18 protein-coding genes and 1 pseudogene are annotated in these 17,974 nt (G+C 63.6%); 6 read left to right on the forward strand and 13 right to left on the reverse strand.

The genetic code is table 11. The features are described from left to right. Nucleotides 1–305: 305 nt before the first annotated feature. Nucleotides 306–1,337 carry a DUF7146 domain-containing protein gene (locus G481_RS0114970; protein WP_028030762.1) on the reverse strand — a complete coding sequence of 344 codons (1,032 nt, stop codon included), beginning with the start codon at nt 1,335–1,337 and terminating at the stop codon, nt 306–308. 3 nt (nt 1,338–1,340) lie between these two features. Next, nucleotides 1,341–5,702: a strawberry notch family protein gene (locus G481_RS0114975; RefSeq protein WP_028030763.1), complete on the reverse strand. Its 4,362-nt coding sequence runs from the start codon at nt 5,700–5,702 to the stop codon at nt 1,341–1,343. Between the two features lie 176 nt (nt 5,703–5,878). On the opposite strand from G481_RS0114975, the gene G481_RS0114980 reads away from it, so the two are divergent. After that, on the forward strand, nt 5,879–6,175 hold the full coding sequence (locus tag G481_RS0114980) for a hypothetical protein (protein ID WP_028030764.1): 297 nt from the start codon (nt 5,879–5,881) through the stop codon (nt 6,173–6,175). A gap of 198 nt (nt 6,176–6,373) precedes the next feature. Here G481_RS0114980 and G481_RS0114985 read toward each other — a convergent pair whose 3' ends face one another. Then, nucleotides 6,374–6,766: a MerR family transcriptional regulator gene (locus tag G481_RS0114985; protein WP_028030765.1), complete on the reverse strand. Its 393-nt coding sequence runs from the start codon at nt 6,764–6,766 to the stop codon at nt 6,374–6,376. Nucleotides 6,767–6,835: 69 nt separating this feature from the next. Here G481_RS0114985 and G481_RS23980 point away from each other — a divergent pair, with 69 nt between their 5' ends. Both G481_RS23980 and lspA read left to right on the forward strand, forming a co-directional pair. Continuing rightward, nucleotides 6,836–7,705, forward strand: a complete 870-nt coding sequence (locus G481_RS23980; RefSeq protein ID WP_028030766.1) for a cation efflux transmembrane domain-containing protein — start codon at nt 6,836–6,838, stop codon at nt 7,703–7,705. Continuing rightward, the gene (gene lspA / locus G481_RS23985) at nt 7,702–8,226 is read left to right on the forward strand and encodes a signal peptidase II (RefSeq protein ID WP_051294558.1); all 525 of its coding nucleotides are present in this window, start codon (nt 7,702–7,704) and stop codon (nt 8,224–8,226) included. Before G481_RS23980 ends, lspA begins: the two co-directional genes overlap by 4 nt. A 39-nt stretch (nt 8,227–8,265) precedes the next feature. Here lspA and mobQ read toward each other — a convergent pair whose 3' ends face one another. From mobQ to G481_RS23990, 8 genes and pseudogenes are all read right to left on the reverse strand, one after another. Beyond that, entirely contained in the window at nt 8,266–9,438 is a 1,173-nt protein-coding gene (mobQ, locus tag G481_RS0115000) for a MobQ family relaxase (protein ID WP_028030767.1), read from the reverse strand. A 662-nt stretch (nt 9,439–10,100) separates the two neighbouring features. Then, complete coding sequence (locus tag G481_RS26985; protein WP_141135739.1) at nt 10,101–10,277, reverse strand: type II toxin -antitoxin system TacA 1-like antitoxin; 177 nt, start codon at nt 10,275–10,277, stop codon at nt 10,101–10,103. Nucleotides 10,278–10,313: 36 nt separating this feature from the next. Then, complete coding sequence (locus G481_RS0115010; protein WP_028030769.1) at nt 10,314–11,015, reverse strand: RES family NAD+ phosphorylase; 702 nt, start codon at nt 11,013–11,015, stop codon at nt 10,314–10,316. Then, nucleotides 11,012–11,413 (reverse strand): MbcA/ParS/Xre antitoxin family protein, encoded by a 402-nt coding sequence (locus G481_RS0115015; RefSeq protein ID WP_028030770.1) that lies wholly within the window; start codon nt 11,411–11,413, stop codon nt 11,012–11,014. The genes G481_RS0115010 and G481_RS0115015 overlap by 4 nt, the downstream gene beginning before the upstream one ends. A 58-nt stretch (nt 11,414–11,471) precedes the next feature. Beyond that, a complete protein-coding gene (locus tag G481_RS0115020) occupies nt 11,472–12,116 on the reverse strand; it encodes a hypothetical protein (RefSeq protein ID WP_028030771.1) in 645 nt (214 codons plus the stop codon). Then, nucleotides 12,109–12,528 carry a hypothetical protein gene (locus G481_RS0115025; protein WP_028030772.1) on the reverse strand — a complete coding sequence of 140 codons (420 nt, stop codon included), beginning with the start codon at nt 12,526–12,528 and terminating at the stop codon, nt 12,109–12,111. Before G481_RS0115025 ends, G481_RS0115020 begins: the two co-directional genes overlap by 8 nt. Before the next feature lie 75 nt (nt 12,529–12,603). Continuing rightward, nucleotides 12,604–12,801, reverse strand: coding sequence for a hypothetical protein (locus G481_RS0115030; RefSeq protein WP_028030773.1), 198 nt, complete (start codon nt 12,799–12,801; stop codon nt 12,604–12,606). A gap of 1 nt (nt 12,802) precedes the next feature. Continuing rightward, nucleotides 12,803–13,108 (reverse strand): annotated as a pseudogene (locus G481_RS23990) (DUF6915 family protein); the annotation flags it as partial. Here G481_RS23990 and G481_RS25500 point away from each other — a divergent pair. Both G481_RS25500 and G481_RS25970 read left to right on the forward strand, forming a co-directional pair. Further along, complete coding sequence (locus tag G481_RS25500; RefSeq protein WP_235858281.1) at nt 13,040–14,332, forward strand: tyrosine-type recombinase/integrase; 1,293 nt, start codon at nt 13,040–13,042, stop codon at nt 14,330–14,332. The pseudogene G481_RS23990 and the gene G481_RS25500 sit on opposite strands and share 69 nt — an antisense overlap. Then, nucleotides 14,329–16,359 (forward strand): tyrosine-type recombinase/integrase, encoded by a 2,031-nt coding sequence (locus G481_RS25970; protein ID WP_089258509.1) that lies wholly within the window; start codon nt 14,329–14,331, stop codon nt 16,357–16,359. Before G481_RS25500 ends, G481_RS25970 begins: the two co-directional genes overlap by 4 nt. 82 nt (nt 16,360–16,441) lie before the next feature. Here G481_RS25970 and G481_RS0115050 read toward each other — a convergent pair whose 3' ends face one another. After that, on the reverse strand, nt 16,442–16,798 hold the full coding sequence (locus G481_RS0115050) for a hypothetical protein (protein ID WP_028030776.1): 357 nt from the start codon (nt 16,796–16,798) through the stop codon (nt 16,442–16,444). Continuing rightward, nucleotides 16,795–17,400, reverse strand: coding sequence for a TetR/AcrR family transcriptional regulator (locus G481_RS0115055; RefSeq protein WP_245594981.1), 606 nt, complete (start codon nt 17,398–17,400; stop codon nt 16,795–16,797). Before G481_RS0115055 ends, G481_RS0115050 begins: the two co-directional genes overlap by 4 nt. Nucleotides 17,401–17,483: 83 nt before the next feature. Here G481_RS0115055 and G481_RS0115060 point away from each other — a divergent pair, with 83 nt between their 5' ends. Then, on the forward strand, nt 17,484–17,972 hold the full coding sequence (locus tag G481_RS0115060; RefSeq protein ID WP_028030778.1) for a cytochrome b: 489 nt from the start codon (nt 17,484–17,486) through the stop codon (nt 17,970–17,972). Nucleotides 17,973–17,974 lie beyond the last annotated feature (2 nt).

Consider the following 17,974-nt stretch of genomic DNA (forward strand, 5'->3'; position numbering starts at 1 on the left):
CCGCACTACGAGGCCGGACATATGCAAGCACCCAACCGGATTCGACGCGCTTTGAGGAAAGACTTGACGAAGGGGGTGTCCACATATGCTTCGCGATGCAAAGGCGGCCCTGCCGCCGGCGGAAATCAGTTGCCCCCCGTCCTTGAAGGGGCGGCACCTTTGACGGCCGCCTGCCCATCTCTTGAAGGCCGTGTGGGTGACGGGTGGATGAGGTTGCCCGGGAAGAGGCAAAGCGACAGTCCAGAGCCACGACAGGGATGTGACCCCTGCCCCGCACTCCCCGACTGACCCTTGCGCGATGCGGATCAGCCGAACAGGCGTTGCCGATCCTCTGGCCCGATCTGACCTGCCAGATGCTGGCGCAGCGCGTCCTTGCCGTATGCCCGAAGATCATCGTTGAAATCCCCGAGAAGCGGTTCCAGCACCCGAACGGCAATCCCAACCTCAGTGGCTCTGGCGTTCAACCTCTCTGCCGCACGTTGCCCCGCCGGATCGCGGTCGATGGCGATGTAGAGGCGCTGCAGCCCCTCCGGCAGCAGGACCGCCCCGAGGTGACCGGACGAGAGCGCCGCCCAGACGGGAAGGCCGGGCATGGCCTCGACAAGGGACAGCATGGTCTCGATGCCCTCGCCGACCACGAGGATGTCATCATGCGGGGTCAGCCTGACGGCATTGCCGAGGAGGTGACCCATGGCACGCCTCTGCGTCTCGACCCGCGCTTTTCCCTGTCCGTCAGGCGCGAGCCAGGTGCGATGCACACCCTGCAAGGCCCCTGCCCCATCGGTGACCGCGGCGATCAGCGCCGGTCTGGGGAGGCTCCGGGTCTGGCCCTCATCCCGATGCCAGCATTTCGGGTGGAAGCGCAGGGCACTCATCACTCCGCCCTGGGTCAGGCCCCGGGAGCGGAGGTAGGTGTCGGCAAGCGTGCCTGCGACCGGCACCGAGGCTGCGAAGAGCCGCGCCGCCGCTGCTGGTGTGCTACCGGGTGCCTTCGCCTTCTTTGGCACCGGCGCATCCGGGAGGACCGGCTGCGGACGGCCCAGATGCGCCCGGGCCTCAGTGAGAAGATCGGGAAAGCGAGAGATCCCGGTCCTCTCGCGGATGATGTCGAGAAGATCGCCATGCTCGCCCGTGGCTCCGTCGGTAAACTTGCCGGCCGCACCGGGCCCTGTCGCAGGCCCGGTCAGCCGCACGAAGAGCGACCGGCCGGGATTGTTCTGCAAATCGCCCACGATCCAGTAGGATCCTTCCCGCCGTCCGGCGGGAAGGTAAGCGCGACACACGCTCTCTGCGTTCTCCGCAAGAGCGCGGATCACATCTTCAGTCTCGGAATACATGGCTCAACAACCTCCGCGTGCATGTAGTCCCGTCACAGGACAACGTGCAAGCAGACGATCCAGCACGGCGATGCCGGCAGGATCGATCGGACAGAAGAGGCGCAGCTTCCAGCTGATGATCTCCGAGAAGAAGCCATCGGCCTTGAGGCGGTCCTTGGCCGCTTCCGTGAAGCCGGAAAGCTCGATCCGGTTCACCCCCATGACGCGGGACCGGTGCAACTCCATCCCTTCGGCCAGCCGCACCACGGTCTTTCCCTCCAGCACGAGAGCATGGACCTGCGCCGCCGTGAGTTGCGGCGCATCGGCGGCCAACGTGGTCGCGACCCAGGCGGGTGAGACGCGGCGGCCGATGATCCGCCGCCCGTCATCGGTCTGCAGCCGGTAGACGCGGGTTTCGTCCTGGGGGAGCTGTTTCCAGATCGGCAGAAGCAGCCCCGCCACGATGTGCAGCGTGGATTCCGAGAACTCCGGCACATCGGCCAGCTCCGCCGTCCAGGCGGCGGTGAAGGCCGCGCAGTCAGCCTCGAGCCAATGGGTGTCCTCCATCATCCGAGCTGGGACCGTGCTGGCCTCTGTCGGCCGGATCAGCCGCAAGCGGGGCTGGATTGTGCCATCATCCAGCATCAAGCTGGTAGCAGACACCTGCACCGCCGCCCGGCCGGAGCGGCTGTTGACGAGAAGGCGCGCTTTTGGGTCATCGAGCCAGTCAAGCGCATCCACCAGCGAGGTCGGCGTGTTGCGCCGTTTTTCCGCAATGGTGAGCAGCTGGGTTTCCGCGCCGGAGCCGGGATGGGTGTAGATCACCCGCGCATCAGTGACGCGGAAGCTCTCGGCGCGCAGCGTCTCGAGCCCGAGGTCATAGACCCCGGCGGCGATGGCGCCCTCAATGCGCTGGTCGAGCAATTCCTCGAAGGCCGCGAAGAGCACGGCCTGCATGTCGATCGTCAGCGCGAGCAGGCGATTGAGGAAGGTCGTGATCGGCGGCAGGTCGTCCTTCAGACCGTTGTCATCGGTCAGGCTGAGACCGGTGGCATCCTCGAAGGCTCCGAGCGAGCATCCCGCGACATCGCCGCGATAGATCCGGCGATAAAGCTGACGCAGGGCGTCACGAGCATAGGGGCTCTCGAGGTTGTCCTCGGGCCGGAACAGCCCCTGCCCGCCGGTCTGACGCTGACCGCGGGTGATGGCCCCGAGCGTGTCAAGGCGGCGGGCGATGGTGGAGAGGAACCGCTTCTCCGCTTTCACATCCGTGGCGACGGGCCGAAACAGCGGTGGCTGTGCCTGGTTTGTGCGGTTCGTCCGGCCAAGACCCTGGATCGCGGCATCGGCCTTCCAGCCGGGTTCCAGCAGGTAATGGACCCGCAGGCGCTGGTTCTTGGCCCCAAGATCGGCGTGATAGCTGCGCCCCGTGCCGCCGGCGTCCGAGAAGATCAGGATGTGCTTCTGGTCATCCATGAAGGCGGCGGTCTCGGACAGGTTGGCCGAGCCAGCCCGAGATTCCACCACAAGCCGCGCGGCAGCGCCCTCGCCCTTGCGCACGATGCGGCGCGAGCGGCCCGTGACCTCGGCCACGAGATCGGTGCCGAATCGCTGGACGATCTGGTCGAGCGCACCTGGCACGGGCGGCAGCGAGGCCAGCTTCTCGATCAGCGCATCACGCCTGCGGGCCGCCTCGCGGCATTCTACCGGCTGGCCGTCGCGCACCACGGGGCGCGAGGACAGGTTGCCCTCGCTGTCGGTGAAGGGCTCGTAGAGCTGCACCGGGAAGGAATGGGCGAGGTAGTCCAGGACATATTCCCTGGGAGTGATGTCACAGCGGATGTCGTTCCACTCGTCGGTCGGGATCTCCGACAGGCGGCGCTCCATCAGAGCCTCGCCGGTCGAGACGATCTGGATGACGGACGCATGGCCTGCCGCAAGATCGGCCTCGATGGCGGCGATCAGGGTAGGGGTTTTCATCGAGGTGAGCAGATGGCCGAAGAAGCGCTGCTTGGCAGACTCGAAGGCCGAGCGCGCGGCGAACTTGGCTTGGCGGTTCAGCGTGCCGCTGTCGCCCGTGATATTGGCGGCCTCCATCGCGGCGGCGAGGTTGTTGTGGATGATGGCGAAGGCCCCAGCATAGGCATCGTAGATGCCGCGCTGCTCAAGCGTCAGCGCATGTTCCAGCATCTCGTATTCGACGCCATCGTAGGAGAGCGACCGGGCGGTATAGAGGCCCAAGGACCGCAGGTCGCGGGCCAGAACCTCCATCGCGGCGACGCCGCCCGCCTCGATGGCTTGCACGAATTCTGCCCGCGTCGCGAAGGGGAAGTCTTCGCCGCCCCAGAGTCCGAGGCGTTGCGCATAGGCGAGGTTGTGCACCGTCGTGGCCCCTGTCGCCGAGACATAGACCACGCGGGCGTTGGGCAGCTTGTGTTGCAGGCGCAGGCCCGCCCTGCCCTGCTGCGAGGCTTCCATATCGCCACGTTCGCCCTTCGATCCGGCGGCATTGGCCATGGCATGGCTTTCGTCAAACAGGATCACCCCGTCGAAGTCGGTACCTAGCCAGTCAACGATTTGGTCGACGCGGGATTTCTTGGCACCGCGCTCTTCAGAGCGCAGCGTGGCATAAGTGGTGAAGAGGATGCCTTCGTTTAGGGGGATGTCGCGGCCTTGGGCGAAGCGCGAGAGCGGCGTGACGAGCAGGCGCTCCTGGCCGAGCGCTGACCAGTCGCGCTGCGCGTCCTCGAGAAGCTTGTCGCTCTTCGATATCCAGAGCGCCTTGCGACGGCCTTGCGCCCAGTTCTCGAGCACAATCCCGGCCGACTGGCGGCCCTTACCCGCACCAGTGCCGTCGCCGAGGAAGAAGCCGCGGCGGAAACGGACGGCATCAGCGGCATCGGCGGGCGCGGCCGAGACCATGTCGCCGGTTTCATCGACGGTCCACGATCCGGCGAGATGCGCGCCATGGGCTTCGCCCGCGTAGATCACTGTCTCGAGCTGAGCGTCGGATAGTAGGCCGTCGCGCAGGACGGCCACGGGGAGTTTCGGGCGGTAGGTCGGTTTCGGAGGCGCGACCGAGGCCATGGCAGCCGACTGCACCAGCTTGGTCGGGTGCGGGGACGCGCCGGGGATGTCGATCGCCTGCAGGCGGAAGGTCTCGTAGATCGCGTCCGACAGACGCGCAGCGCCGAGATCGTCCGCCGTCTCGCGTAGGGTGTAGGCGAGGTCCTCGGGATCGGGCGTGGTGACATGCACATCCATCTTGGCCGACGCCGTTGACCGCGCGGGTCGAGCGGCAGGGCCGGACGAATGGGGAGGAATTCCCCGGAAAGGGGAAGCGGGCTGCGATTGAGCGACGGCGCCCGCATCCATCTCGAGGCGTGGCGGGACCTCGGCGGTGATCCGGGACAGAAGGCTGGCAACATCGGCGGACATGGGCAGGGCCAGATCGGCAGTGATGCCGCCCAACTCGCCGCCCCGGCATTTGTCGAAGACCGAAATCCGCGTCTCGAAGCTGGTGCCGTGCTTGGCGAAAGCAGATCCCGACACAGCAAGTGTGAAGACCAGGTGAGCAGCCTCAGTCAAACGGCTGAAGGTTTCCGCCCAGGCCGGCGCATCCGGCGCGAAACCGGCGCCGGTGATTGCGACCAGACGCCCGCCGGGCGCGAGGCGGGCAAGGGCAGAGCGCAGATGCCGGGCCGTCGCCTCTGTCGTGCGGGTATCGACATGGGCCACCGCCGAGAAGGGCGGGTTCATCAGGATGACGCTCGGGCGTAGCCCCGCGTCGAGATGATCGTCGATCTGGGCGGCGTCAAAGCCTGTGACGGGTCGGCCCGGGAACAGGCGGCGCAGAAGGTCGGCGCGGGTGTCTGCCAACTCGTTCAGCGCGAGGCTGCCGCCGGCGATTTCCGCGAGGATCGCCAGAAGGCCGGTCCCGGCCGAAGGCTCGAGGACGAGGTCACGGGGCGTGATCTGCGCTGCCGCCATTGCAGCCAGTCCCATGGGCAACGGCGTCGAGAATTGCTGGAAGCGCTCCATTTCCTCCGAGCGCCGGGTGTGCGTCGGCAAGAGGCCTGCCACCTTGGTGAGGATGGGCAAGATTGTTGCGGGCGAGCCCGCCCGGGCGAGCAGCGCGCGGCCGAACTTCCGCAGGAAGAGGACGAGCGCCACCTCGCCAGCTTCATAGGCAAGCTTCCAGTCCCAAGCGCCGTCAGCATCGGAGCCGCCGAAGGCACGCTCCATCTCAAGCCGCAGACGCAGCGCGTCGATCTGGAACCCTTGCGCCAGATCGGGCTGCAAAGCTTCGGCGACAGCGAGGATCGCGGGAGCCGGATCAAGAGGCTGGACAGGAACGGGAGGCGCAACTGGCGCAAGATAGGTCATCAGGAAACTCCGGAATGAGGGACAGGGACAGGCCCGGACACCGTCTCTCGGGCACCCTCAGGCCTGATCTTCCCCGGCCCTCCTTTCCCTCTCGAACCGACGCGTCCCGGACGCTCAGCTTGATTTTGTTCCTGTTATGTTCTAATTTGAAGACCAAGCCAGAAAGGGAGTTCCCGATGGACAGCACCACGCACGCCCTGCCCGCGACGCCCAAGCAGATCGCCTATGCGCGGTCGCTCGCCCTGCGTAACCAGACTCTCCTGCCCTGGGAGGTCCAGCAAGATCGCCGGTCGTTGAGTGCCTGGATTGAGGCGCAGGCCCAGTTGAAGCCAGTGTCGGACATGGACCGGCTGCCGACCTCAAAGCAGGTGGCCTTTGCGGAGAAGCTCGCCCGGATCAAACGGCGCGCCGTCCCGGAGGAATGCTTCCGCGACAAGGAGCTGATGTCGAAGTGGATCGACGGGAACAGGTGACGTGAAGCGAATCGCTGCCCCCGAGACAGAATCTGCCCAAAACCCGAAGGGTTCTGACCAAGGTATATGTCCAGCCTAAACCCTTGATTTCATGCAGAGCCGAACTCCAGGCCAGAAATGACCGTTATCGCACATGAAGTTGCGCCCAAACAAAACAACGGGGTAGAACCACATTCCGCGAATTGCAGGTATCCCGGTTTACGAACCAGCTGCGAGGGCTTCGATCACACGGCATTCGGCCACGACGCCGCGCCCGCACTCCTTGACCATGCGGGACAGTTCTTTGCGCAAGTTCAGAAGACGAGCAATCCGGCTCTCCACCTCGGCAAGCTGCGCCTGGGCGATGCGGCTCGCATCCTCGCATGAGGCTTGCGGCTGCTCCTGAAGTGCCAAGAGTGCGCGCACGGCTGCAAGGTCGAACCCGAGTTCACGGGCATGACGAACGAAGCCAAGACGGCGGGCATCAACCTCGGTGTAGCTGCGCCGCCCGTTCTCTTGACGGGCTGGCACCGGCAGGACACCGATGCGCTCATAGTAGCGGATAGTTTCAATGTTCACGCCCGCGTGACGGGATAAATCCCCAATCTGCATGTTTTCGCCTTGCTCCTGTAGTTACTACAGGATGTATCACGAACTATCTGCAAGATCGAGGAAGCACCCATGGACGCAGCAACTGCCACCATCCGCTATCAAGTCACCGGCATGGACTGCGCTTCCTGCGCGGCAAAGATAGAGGGCGCGGCCCGTAAAGTTGAAGGCGTCGATGATGTGAAGGTGTCGATTGCGTCACAGATCATGACGCTCATGGTCGATGATCCGGCGCGTCGGCTTCCGGCGCTCGAAAGCGCGGTGACCGGCCTTGGCTACCAGCTCGACCGCATGAGCGAGCCGAAGGTGGCCGGAGCGGAGGCTGATGAGGACGACGACAAGATTCCCGACTTGTCGCATGTCACCCCAGCCTACAAGCGCGCGCTCTGGATCGTGGTATTGCTCAATATCGGCTATGGCGTAGTGGAGATCGTCGGCAGCTTCCTGGCGGGGTCGCAGGCCCTACAGGCTGACGCCCTCGACTTTGTCGGCGATGGCCTGATCTCATTTTTGGGGCTGATGGCCGTCGGGTGGGGCCTTGCCGCCCGTGCCAAGGCGGCGCTGTTGCAAGGCATTTTCCTGGCGCTCCTCGGCTTGGGCGTTATCGGCTCGACGGCCTACCGGGTCTTCGTGGAGCATGAGCCGCAGACCCTGCTCATGGGCGGCTTCGCGCTCGTGGCCTTCTTCGTCAACGTGGCTGCTGCCCTGGTGCTGATCCCGCACCGAAAGGGCGATGCCAACATGCGTGCCGTCTGGCTGTTCTCGCGCAACGACGCTATCGGCAACCTCGCCGTGGTCGTCGCGGCAGCACTGGTGTGGTGGCTCTCCTCGCCGTGGCCAGACCTCGTGGTCGCCTTTGCCGTCGCGGGCCTGTTCCTGCAGTCGGCATGGTCGATCATCCGCGACGCGCGCTCCGATCTTGCACAGGCGCCGCGAGCGTGAGGGCCGGAGCAGCCGTTTCGCTGGTCGTCTTCGGGTCCGCGCTCGATTTGGCCGGCAAAGCCTGGGCGCGGGCTGCGCTCGAACCCTACGCCGCACCGCTCGACTTCCTACCCCTCGTGTCGCTGCGCCTAAGCTTCAACGAAGGTGTGTCGTTCAGCATGTTCGCGTCCGAGAGCGAAGGCGCGCGGCTGGTCTTACTTGCCCTGACAGGCCTATTGACGCTCGCGCTTGGCGTCGAGGCCCTCCGCTCGCACGGTTGGCAGCGCGCAGGCTTATCGCTGATTATAGCCGGTGCCTTGGGCAACCTGATAGACCGGGCTGCGCGCGGCTCGGTGACCGACTTCCTCGGACTGCACTTCGGGGAATGGTATCCCTTTGTGTTCAACCTCGCTGACGTGTGGATTTCGCTCGGCGTGGTGGTTCTGGTCATCTCGCCGTACTTCAGTAAGAACAGCCCCCACGCACTCAAAACTGTCAGCTCCTCGGGCGAATCCGCCCCATTCCCGGCTGGAAAGCCGTAGCGGAACTTAAGTTCATTGAGACAGGCATATTCTGATCACCTAAAGTTCCCAGCCTAGGCCCCTGTCGTGTTTGTGCTGCCTTTCCAGTTCTAGCTGGCGCAGCCGTTCGCGCTCTTCTTCCAGCTTGCGCTGCTGCTCCTGGCGCGGATCGGGTTTGTCCCGTGCCAGCACCTGGTTGAGCCGATTGCGGATCGAGTTCGCACCTGCCCCTCTGTCGGCTTCATCCGCGCCAAGATCCCGCCCCGCAATCCGCGCCAGACGCTGCTTGATCTCGTCCTGGTCCAGTTCCTTCGCCTGTCGCCCTGCGGCGGCGCGCAACGCCGCCAGCCCCGCGCCGACATGGCCCTGTCCCTCTTCCCGGGCCTCGGCGTAAGCATCGCGCGCCAGTTCCAGCCGCTCGCGCATTTCCGCGAACATCGTCTTGGCCTGGCGGGTAGCATGCACCCGCGCACCCCTCTGGGTCAGCGGCGCGTAATCTCGGCCCTCGGCCTCGGCGGCAAACTGTTCGCGGCGCTCAATGGCATTGGCAGCGGGGCCAAGCTTCAGCTCCGGCTCGCGGTCAAGTTCCTCGGCCTTCAACGTGTCGCCAAGCGACAGCGCCTCTTCGCGCTGCACCTCTAATGACCGATGATCGACGCGCTCTTCCTGCCCTGCCAGCTCAAGGGCGCGGTTTTGCAACTCGGCCCAGTAGCCGCGCATGGCCTCGATCTCCGGCCCGCCCGTGCTGGCCGCATCAAGAATGCGGGTTTTGTCGGTCAGCCCCTCGGCAGACAGAACGCGGGTGGTGGTCAGGATATGGGCGTGATGATTGCGCTGATCACCCTCGCGGTGCGGCGCATGGATGGCCACATCTGCTGCCACGCCATAGCGCTCGACGAGCTGCGCGGCGAAGGCCCGCGTGATCTCGATCCGCGCGGCGTCCGATATCTCGGACGGCAAGGCCAGCTCCCATTCGCGGGCGGTCACCGAATTTGAGCGGGTCTCGCGCGCCTCGGCGGCGTTCCAGAGCGCGGCCCGGTCCTGCGCCCAGGACGGCGCATCATCTGGGGCGAGAATGAAGCAGGCCTCGACCCCGCGCTTGGCGGTGTAATCATGCATGCGCCCTTCCCGGTCACAGGCAATGACGGAGGCCGACCGATAGGCCGCCGCCGCCGTGGCGGAACGCCCGGCGCTGCGTTTAATCGTCTTGACCGAGAGGTGGTAGCTGGCCATGGCCGCGCCCTACCGATCCGGTGACGGGCAAAGGCCGGCAGACTGCCAGACAGGCAAACTGGCAGACATGCAATCTGGCAGGCTGCCTTCTGGCCATCCGGGCAAGCAGGCGACCGTGCAAACAGGCAGACATGCAGCCACGCCGACAGGCGGGCGATCATGCGGCCAGCGAAGCGCGGGGCCATCGCCAGGATGGGCCACGGTTTGCCGGACAAGCGCAGCGCGGCAAACCCGATCCGGCAGGGCACCCCCAAAGTGGGGAGCCCGGAACCGGATCGCCCGCTGGCGCGGGCGACCTCGTGGAACTGCCCCGCTCTCGGGGCCAGTTCCAAAGAGGGCGACAGGGACAGCGGGGCGCAATCCAACCGCGAAGGTTGGCCAGGAAGGGTTCGGGAAGGCGGGACGCGCTTCCTGATCCGGCGCAACAAGCGCCGGACTGGGGACGCCGTCGGCGGGGGGCCTTGCCCCCGGAGAGACCGCACCCAAATCTCGGAAGCGCCGCAGGCGGTGGAGAGTTTGCATAAGTGCGCCCTTAGGGGCGCCGATTTCTGCTTAGTGTTGCGGTCGGCTCCCGAACTGAACGAACTGCGCAGTTTTTCGGATTGGGGACTGCCTGAAGAGGCGCTACTGGCGTAGCGATTCAGTGCGAAGGAAGACGCCCGTCAGCCAACCTTCAGGGCCGTAGCGCCTATATCAGCAAGGAACTCCCTCCGCCTACGAAACGCTGCCCGTAGCGCTTCCGTCGGTGAGGGCGGACAGTCCAAAGCCTCGAAGAGCACCTTATGGTCGCATGGCTTCAAGTTCGTGACCTCCGCGCTATTTTCGTCTGCCGGTTTCATTTCTTCGGCCCCCCAAAACGCATTCGCCGTTACTCGTCAGCCGACTGCCGTAATCGAGTAGTGCGGTGTCCCATCCCAAACAAGATCCCAAGACGCGCCCGGCCGGACGTTCTGGATCGCATGGGGCTCGAAGCACACGAGGCAATTCCCGCCCGGCGCGGGAGCCCGAACTGAGGGGTAAATCAAGCCCCGCGATCCACCCCGACGGAGATGCAGGGCGAGGCTTTGGCCCTCGGGATATCCGACAGCCGGATCGGGATGCAGAGCCGGATGACCCGGCTCGTCGGTCATGTTTTCGAAGATGCCAATGAAGTCCGCCAGCAGTTCCACATACCGGGCGCTGTCATGGAAGCTGCCGGCAAAGCCGAGTTCGCGCGTGCGGTGCCAGGCCACTTCGCTGACCGACACCATGACATCCCATGCGCAATACCAGGCGCCGCGCTCCTCGGTGTTGAAGCGGTTTCCGCCGACGCGGGTATAGGTGAAGGCGGCATTGACATGACTGTCGCCGTAGATGCGCAGATCGCGGCTCCGGCGCTGCCAGGCAAGCTCGCGCGGGTCCAGATGGGGATTGCGGCCACGTTCGGCCAGAAGGCGGCCGCTGGTCAGGCCTTCGATCTCTGCGAGGATCTCCATCTCGTCATCAGTATCGACGAGACCGCGCAGGGATGGCGGCTTGTGGTAGGTGGCGGGCAGTAGACGAACGAGACCGCGATCAGAAATCTCGGTCTGCTTCATGCCCCACCACGCAACGCATCGAGATAAGTCCGCACCGCCACGATCTGCGGCAAACCCCCGTCGATGGCGGTGTCGACGGGACGGCTGCCCCCGAACAGCGGACCGGTGTTCGGCCGGGTAAACCAGCTTCGCGCGAGCGGCTCGGAGAAGTAGAGCTCGAGCGACTTGTAAATGCCGATCACCGCACTGAGCCGCAGCAGCTGGTCCTTCGTCAGTTCCCCCGCAAAGTCCGGCTTCTTGGCGCGCTTCCACGTGCTCTCCGACATGTCGGCAAGGCCAGCCGCTTCCTTGAGGCTGAGACCCCAAGCATCGACCACCCGGGTATAGGCTTTCAACGCGACGGCGTTGATCTGTGCGGGTTCCCGGATTTTCTCAGCAACGTACATGGCGTCCTCCATTGGCCTGAATATAGATCATATGGCCTCCGTGTAAAGATCAAATGAACCTAACGCGCTCTCACCCTAAGCGGCGCCCTCCTTCGGTGAAGGTGTACTCGTTCACGACGATCCCCTCCTCGATGGCCTCGTCCGAGGTCAGGTGGTCGTATTCAGCCTGAAGCTGGCGGTAGAGCCAGCGGGCCAGATCACGCAGCGCCTCGGTCACGATCTCCTCGGCGTCTTCGGTCGGCGGCTGCCAGGTCGGGCTGTCCCGCGTGACGTCCACCGACATCGTGTACTCGTGGTAGTAGCGCCCGCGATGGCTGACCTCGGCGGCAAGCTGGTAGAAGTTGCGGCGCTGGATGGCCTGCAGCCGGTCAGCGATGCCGTGCAGCGTCGCGTCCGTGGGCGCGTAGTCCCGGATGCGCGTGGCCCCGCCCTTGGCGTGGGACCAGTAGCTTTCAAAGCAAGCGCCGTCGCCCTGGCTGCAGAACCCGGAGAACCAGATACAGAGCTTGGGCCGCGTCCCGCCGCCCATCAGGCGGACGGGGGTGGTCTTCAGCCGGATGCCGAGGATTTCGCAGACCCGCTCGAAATCCTCGTAGACCGCGTCCCACCAATCGTCGTGGGGGCCAAGCTCGCGATACCAGCTGCGGGCCTTTTCCTTGGCGGCATCTGAAAGTTCTGGGAACTGGTAGACGGTGGTGCAGATGAGCTCAGGCATCGATGTCCTCCCCGTTGAGAGCCGCGGCCAGCCATTCGTGACTGCTGGTCCAGCCGAAGGATTTCCGCGCACCGAGATCGATGACATGCGCGCCGCCGCCGAAGGCGTCGAGGCGCGGCCGGGAGCAGGTCAGGGCGTACTGGAACCCCCAGAGGCCGGCGAGGTCGATCTCTTCCGCAAGGCGCAACACGAAGCGGATGACGGCTTCGACATCGCCGTGGTCGTCGTCATGGATCCAGATGGCGCTGCCCTCGGGCGCGTCCTGGAGCACGAGATCAAAGCCTGCGACCTCCGGGTCGTCTGCGTCCTGATCTGCGGCGCGAAGTTCCTGGAACAGCGCGAGCGCGCGGGCAGCCTTGTCGGGGGTGCCGACATCGAGCAGGCACGAGAAATGGGTGAAGTAATCCGCCATGGGGACCTCCTGAATGGGAAAGACCCGGCCGAGAGGCCGGGCACTCGATTGGGATGAAGGGGTGGTCGGGGGCGATTAGCCTGTGGAACTGTCGCCCGCCGCCTGTCGCGCGGCATGGGCGCAGAGCATCTGCCGATAGAAGCGCTTGCGCGCGGCCCGGAAGCCGCGAACGGCGCGCGTGTCGGGGTGCAGCGCCCGGACCGCTGCCCGAAGGACGGCGAAGGGCGAAGCCGTCGCTGGCACGCCGAGGCGCTGATAGGCTGAATCGGTCATCTCAGGTGACCTCGACCACGGGCGAGGCGAGATGCGGATCGACCAGCGCCTCGATCCGCGCCGACCGGCCCATCCAGGGCTCGGGCCGGATGGCCTTCACCCAGTCGGCAAAGCTCGGGATGAAGCCGAGGTCCTCCTTGACATGCTGCTCACCGACCCAGCGGGTCGGGATGATGCGCCCGGTCGAGAGTGTGAGGGTGCGACCGAAGATCGTCTCGGCCATGAAGATGCCCTCGGCATGGTGGCGCAAGGCCCGGTGCCGAAAGTCCGCTGTGATCTCCTTGCTCTGGTCGATTATGTGGACAGCACGCCCGCGGCGGCGTTTTGCCATATGCTGGACGGTATGACCCCGGAATCTCTTGAGGCGCTGATGTTCAAACTGACAGGTTCCGTTAGCGGCGGCACAATTCTGGTGACAGATTTGGACGGTAATCCAGTCGAGCCGATCTGTCGATTTGCTGCCTACTTGCTGGCGAAAGCATATTCGCCCAACACCGCCCTCGCCTATGCGCGCGACCTCATTCATCTCTGGACCTTTCTCTCAACACAAGGAATTCATTGGACCTCCTTCTCCCCTGAACTCTCAGCCGCCTTCCTGGGGCACCTTCGGTCGGTGCCAGCCAATCGCAAGCGCCGGGACACTTCGATCAGACTTGTGGTGAGTGAGGGGGCGCCCGTTGCAAAAGGACTGTCGGCCGCCACGATCAATCGCGCCCTTGTGGCGGTCGACGCCTTCTATCGTTGGGCGATTTTCACCGGAGCGTTCAGCGTGGCAAACCCGATCGTGAAGAAACAAGATCAAACATCTTGGCGGGTGAGCGACAGGCACAGGCCGTTTCTGACTGGGATTTTACGGCAGAGGTCTGAGGTCAGAGAATTGCGCCTCAAGACCATGCAGCGGCTTCCAAGACCGATGAATCAGCAACAGGTCGAAGGCCTAATGGCCGCCACGCGCAATCTCCGCGATCGCAGCTTGGTATTGCTGATGCTGAACGGAGGCCTTCGCCCCGGAGAAGTCCTCGGCTTACATCTGGCCGATATCGGCTACGGGCGCCGCCGCATCTTCGTGCGCTGCCGCGATGATCATCCAAAGGGCGCACGATCGAAGTCCCGCGTCGAGCGCGTAGTCGATTTGCATGATGGCGAGACACTGGAAACCCTGAACGCATACGTCATGCACGAACGACCAAGTGATGCTGACGTTCCTTTCGTGTTCCTGGTCGGCGGCACAGGCGTAAACCGTCAAGAACCGCTGTCCTATTCTGCGCTGGCGCGACTTTTCGCTCGCGCATGTGAGCGCGCCGAGATCCGTGAGCCGTGGATGACCCCGCACGCCCTTCGCCACACCCATGCGACGCGCATGTGGGAGGCAGGGATGCGAGAACTGACATTACAGAAGCGATTGGGTCATGCCTCGCCGGAATCGACCAGAATTTACACAAGGGTATCCGACGCCGTAGTGGTCGCCGAGTATCGACACGCCTTGGGTCTGGACCGTCCTTCGCAAACAACGGACGGAGAGGCTCTGTGACCCATGTATCGCCAAAATCGGACGTCGACCGCCCTGTCATATTTGAGCACGCAGACGAAGCTGACTATGCGGCATTTCTGGCGCGCATCCCGATGGCTGACAGTTTTCGCCGCAAGCGGCTGATATACCGATCCACGTTTATTGAGAGTTGGCCGGATATCAGGGATTGGTTCGCTGCCCCCCTGCCCATCAGAATTGGCTGCCTAAATGGTGACAAGCAGGCCCACCCGACTTATCCGGTCAGCTTTCGGGCCCGCAGCTATCTTTATTACGCAGCCATGACCGACCGAATCCGGTTGGACTACGATTTCCTGTTCGCAGTCGGGAACATGCGTGTGGCGGAGACGATGGAGCCATTGAACGCCTATGAGGGGCTCGACGCATTGGTCGCGGACAGTGCGAAGATTGGCTATTCCGCAACCGGCGTGCAAGCAGCGCTCCGCGTGGTTTTGCCACGCCTTGCGATGAACACGGGTGTTCGCTCTTTCGGCGAACTTCGCCAGCATCACCTCGACGAAATGATCGCAGGTGTCGACGCCTTCGCCGCACGGCATGACACTCATATCTTCCGAAACGAGAAAGAAGACTTCCCGGCAGGCTTTCAGCGCAGCTGGCGGGTCAAAACCCGCATTCTGCAGCTGCTCCTCTTCCAAAACGGGAATGATGTCATCCGGCCTCAGATTATCCAAGACAAACGCAAGCCGATCGCTTCGCCGAGGCCAGACCTCCAGGAATGGGCAAACCGGTGGCTTGAGAGAAAGCGGGTCAGTCTTGCTCGCCCGACGGTAGATCACATGGCCGTTTCGATGAGGCATTTTGTGACTTACTTGTCTACCCGACAGCCCAGCATTTTGAACTTTGCTGATATCAATCCTGAGCTTTTCAACGATTACCTTCGCCACCTTCAGTTCGACATTGCACCACGCACAGGCGCGCCGCTGTCCATAAACGCTCGTCGAGCAAGGGCGGGCACTGTTGCCAAGTTCCTGTCTGATGGCGCGGCATGGGACTGGCCCAATTTTCCAACACGGCCGATTCTTGATCCGAACGATCTGCCGAAGTTGGCACACCGCGTGCCAAGGTTTATTCCAGAGGACCAGCTGTCGCGCCTTATGGCGCAGCTGCCGAGCCTCGAGTGTGAGTTTCAGAAGGCAGCGCTCCTGATCGCCCGCTGGTCTGGCGCTCGGCGGGGAGAGGTGATTCGGCTCCGCTTGGACTGCCTGGATCAGTATCCCGACGGGACCTTCCGACTGCGGATACCCGCTGGAAAGACTATGCGGGAACGCCTGGTGCCTTTGCATGACGACGCCGCAACGGCATTGCACGAAGTCATCCAGCGACGGCTCGAAGCCAACGACCGTCCGATCCGGGATGACAAGACTGGCGACTTGGTCCGCTATGTCTTCTTTCGCCGCAGCGGGCGGATGTCGGCAGACTATTTGCTACAATACCCCCTGAATCAGATGTGCAGACTCGCCGGGCTGGTCGATCAAGATGGAAAGCCGATAGTTACCAGCCATCGGTTTCGGCACACTGTGGGCACGCAACTTGCCGAACGAGGTGCCAAGTTGCACACGATCATGAGCGTCTTGGGGCATCAGACGCCGCACATGTCCATGGTCTACGCACGGATCAGCGACGCCGAAGTGCTGCGCGACTACCGCAGCGTTCTGGGACCCGGCGAAATGATTGCCGGACCGGGCGCAGAAGCGATCCGCGCAGGAAAGCTGTCATGCGCGGCGATCGACTGGCTTAAGTCGAACTTCATCAAGACCGAGCTCGAACTTGGCCATTGTCTACGCCTGCCGTCGGAGGGACCTTGCGAATGCGACCTGTATCTCAGCTGCGCCAAGTTCGTCACGACCAAAGCTTACGCTGGTCGGCTGCAAGAGCGGAGAAAACTCGAGTTAGTACTTGCTGAAGATGCGCGCGAGCGGGGATGGTCTAAAGAGGTCGAACGACATCAGAGCACAGCTTCGCGCATCGAACGTCTGTTGAAGGATCTGGGTGAAGAAGCCGACCCATAGCAGTGAGCGAACGACAAATAAGCTATGTTGACATCGGATTGCGTCGGCCAAACCGCGCGCTATAGCAAACTCATACCAGATGTCATGATCTTCGCACGGAAGCCCAGACCATCGCTACCCAGAAAGCTGTCCGAAACGTCATCGCGCCGACAGTGCGCGCCTCGAAGGCATCCCCCACAAAAACCCGCCAGCCGAACACGGCAAACACCGTTGCGTTCGCGATCAGGATGGTCAGCGCGACGGGCAACGCAAGCCGATGCCCGATCATCAGAAGCCGGCCGCCAATGACATAGGCGAAGCCTGCGAGGAAGTTGAACCACAAGACAAAGGGCACGACGGCCCCCATGTCGACCAAGCCGAACAGGGCCGATCCACCCGATATCAGCGTCAACAACCCAAAGGCTATGGCCGCTACACCGGCGATGTGATGCGTTTTCATGTCTGCATCTCCTTGCGGGCAAACAGGACCAATTGCACCTCCAGCAGGCGCATCCCCTCGGGCACGATGTCAAAGCTGCGCGAGCCAAGGCTCCACCGGATGGCAATGCCCTGAACAAGCGAGGTCAGAAGCACGGCGGCATCCTTTGGCTGAACGCCCGCACCCATCATCCCGGCTTGGGCCATGGCATGCAGGTTTGCCACCAGATGCGCCTGATACTGCATCAGAACCCCACGAAACCGGTCGCGCAGGGCGGCATTGTCCACGTTCAATTCGCGGGAATGCAAAATGGCCGGAAGCGCGGGGGTTTCCCCGATTTGCTGCAACTGCGCAGCAATCAGCGCCCGGAGCCTTGACTGCGGGCTTTCGTTGCTGTCGACGGCCTGCTTCCAGGCAGTTTCCAGCCGATCTGCGATGGCCTCCCCGACGGCGGTCCAGAGTTCGGCCTTTGTCGGGAAATGCCGAAAGATCGCGGCTTGGGTCACGCCAACCTCTTGCGCGACGTCATTGGTGGTCAGCCGGTCGGGGCCGATACGGTCGGCCAAGTCCAGAACGGCCGCGATGATTTCCGTCTTGCGATCTTCGGCTGATTTGCGACGCAACATGGGACACCTATTGTAAGTAGGTAATCACTAACATATTTTGCAAAGCAAGCAAGCTGATTCGCCAGAGCGAGAGGACCGCCATGCCCAGCCCCAAAGGATACACCCGCCTTCAGATCGCGCTTCACTGGGGCGCGGCCCTGCTGATCGTGCAGCAATACCTGTTCAAGGATGCCATTGCCGCCGCGTGGGACGCTGCGGCAAAGGGGGTGGAAACCGCCTTTAATCCGCTGGTTCTGGCCCATGTCGCAGGCGGGGCGCTGGTCATGCTGTTTGCGCTGTGGCGGCTGTCGATCCGGGCGCGGCGCGGCGCGCCTGCCATGGTCGGTGACAGTGCCGCGCAGCGCGCCTTGGCAAAGGCCGCCCATGTCGGCCTTTACGCGCTGATGATCCTGATGCCGCTCAGCGGGTCGATGGCCTGGTTCGGCGGGGTCGATCTGGCGGCACAGGGCCATAACGTGCTGAAGATCGTGCTGCTGGCGCTGGTGGCGCTGCATGTTTTGGGTGCGCTCTATCATCAGTTTGTGCTGAAAGACGGCCTGATCAACCGCATGCGCCGGGCCGAGGGCTGAGC

This window comes from Gemmobacter nectariphilus DSM 15620 (assembly GCF_000429765.1).
Lineage (GTDB): Bacteria > Pseudomonadota > Alphaproteobacteria > Rhodobacterales > Rhodobacteraceae > Wagnerdoeblera > Wagnerdoeblera nectariphila.

Bases quoted from the DNA above. Each gene is read 5' to 3' on its own strand.
- G481_RS0114970 (WP_028030762.1), bottom strand. From the start codon at position 1,337: ATGTATTCCGAGACTGAAGATGTGATCCGCGCTCTTGCGGAGAACGCA.
- G481_RS0115060 (WP_028030778.1), top strand. From the start codon at position 17,484: ATGCCCAGCCCCAAAGGATACACCCGCCTTCAGATCGCGCTTCACTGG.
- G481_RS26985 (WP_141135739.1), bottom strand. From the start codon at position 10,277: ATGAAACCGGCAGACGAAAATAGCGCGGAGGTCACGAACTTGAAGCCA.
- G481_RS0115050 (WP_028030776.1), bottom strand. From the start codon at position 16,798: ATGAAAACGCATCACATCGCCGGTGTAGCGGCCATAGCCTTTGGGTTG.
- mobQ (WP_028030767.1), bottom strand. From the start codon at position 9,438: ATGGCCAGCTACCACCTCTCGGTCAAGACGATTAAACGCAGCGCCGGG.
- G481_RS0115010 (WP_028030769.1), bottom strand. From the start codon at position 11,015: ATGAAGCAGACCGAGATTTCTGATCGCGGTCTCGTTCGTCTACTGCCC.
- G481_RS25500 (WP_235858281.1), top strand. From the start codon at position 13,040: ATGGTGGCGCAAGGCCCGGTGCCGAAAGTCCGCTGTGATCTCCTTGCT.
- G481_RS0115015 (WP_028030770.1), bottom strand. From the start codon at position 11,413: ATGGAGGACGCCATGTACGTTGCTGAGAAAATCCGGGAACCCGCACAG.
- G481_RS0114975 (WP_028030763.1), bottom strand. From the start codon at position 5,702: ATGACCTATCTTGCGCCAGTTGCGCCTCCCGTTCCTGTCCAGCCTCTT.
- G481_RS23980 (WP_028030766.1), top strand. From the start codon at position 6,836: ATGGACGCAGCAACTGCCACCATCCGCTATCAAGTCACCGGCATGGAC.
- G481_RS0115030 (WP_028030773.1), bottom strand. From the start codon at position 12,801: ATGACCGATTCAGCCTATCAGCGCCTCGGCGTGCCAGCGACGGCTTCG.
- G481_RS0114980 (WP_028030764.1), top strand. From the start codon at position 5,879: ATGGACAGCACCACGCACGCCCTGCCCGCGACGCCCAAGCAGATCGCC.
- G481_RS0115025 (WP_028030772.1), bottom strand. From the start codon at position 12,528: ATGGCGGATTACTTCACCCATTTCTCGTGCCTGCTCGATGTCGGCACC.
- G481_RS0115020 (WP_028030771.1), bottom strand. From the start codon at position 12,116: ATGCCTGAGCTCATCTGCACCACCGTCTACCAGTTCCCAGAACTTTCA.
- G481_RS0114985 (WP_028030765.1), bottom strand. From the start codon at position 6,766: ATGCAGATTGGGGATTTATCCCGTCACGCGGGCGTGAACATTGAAACT.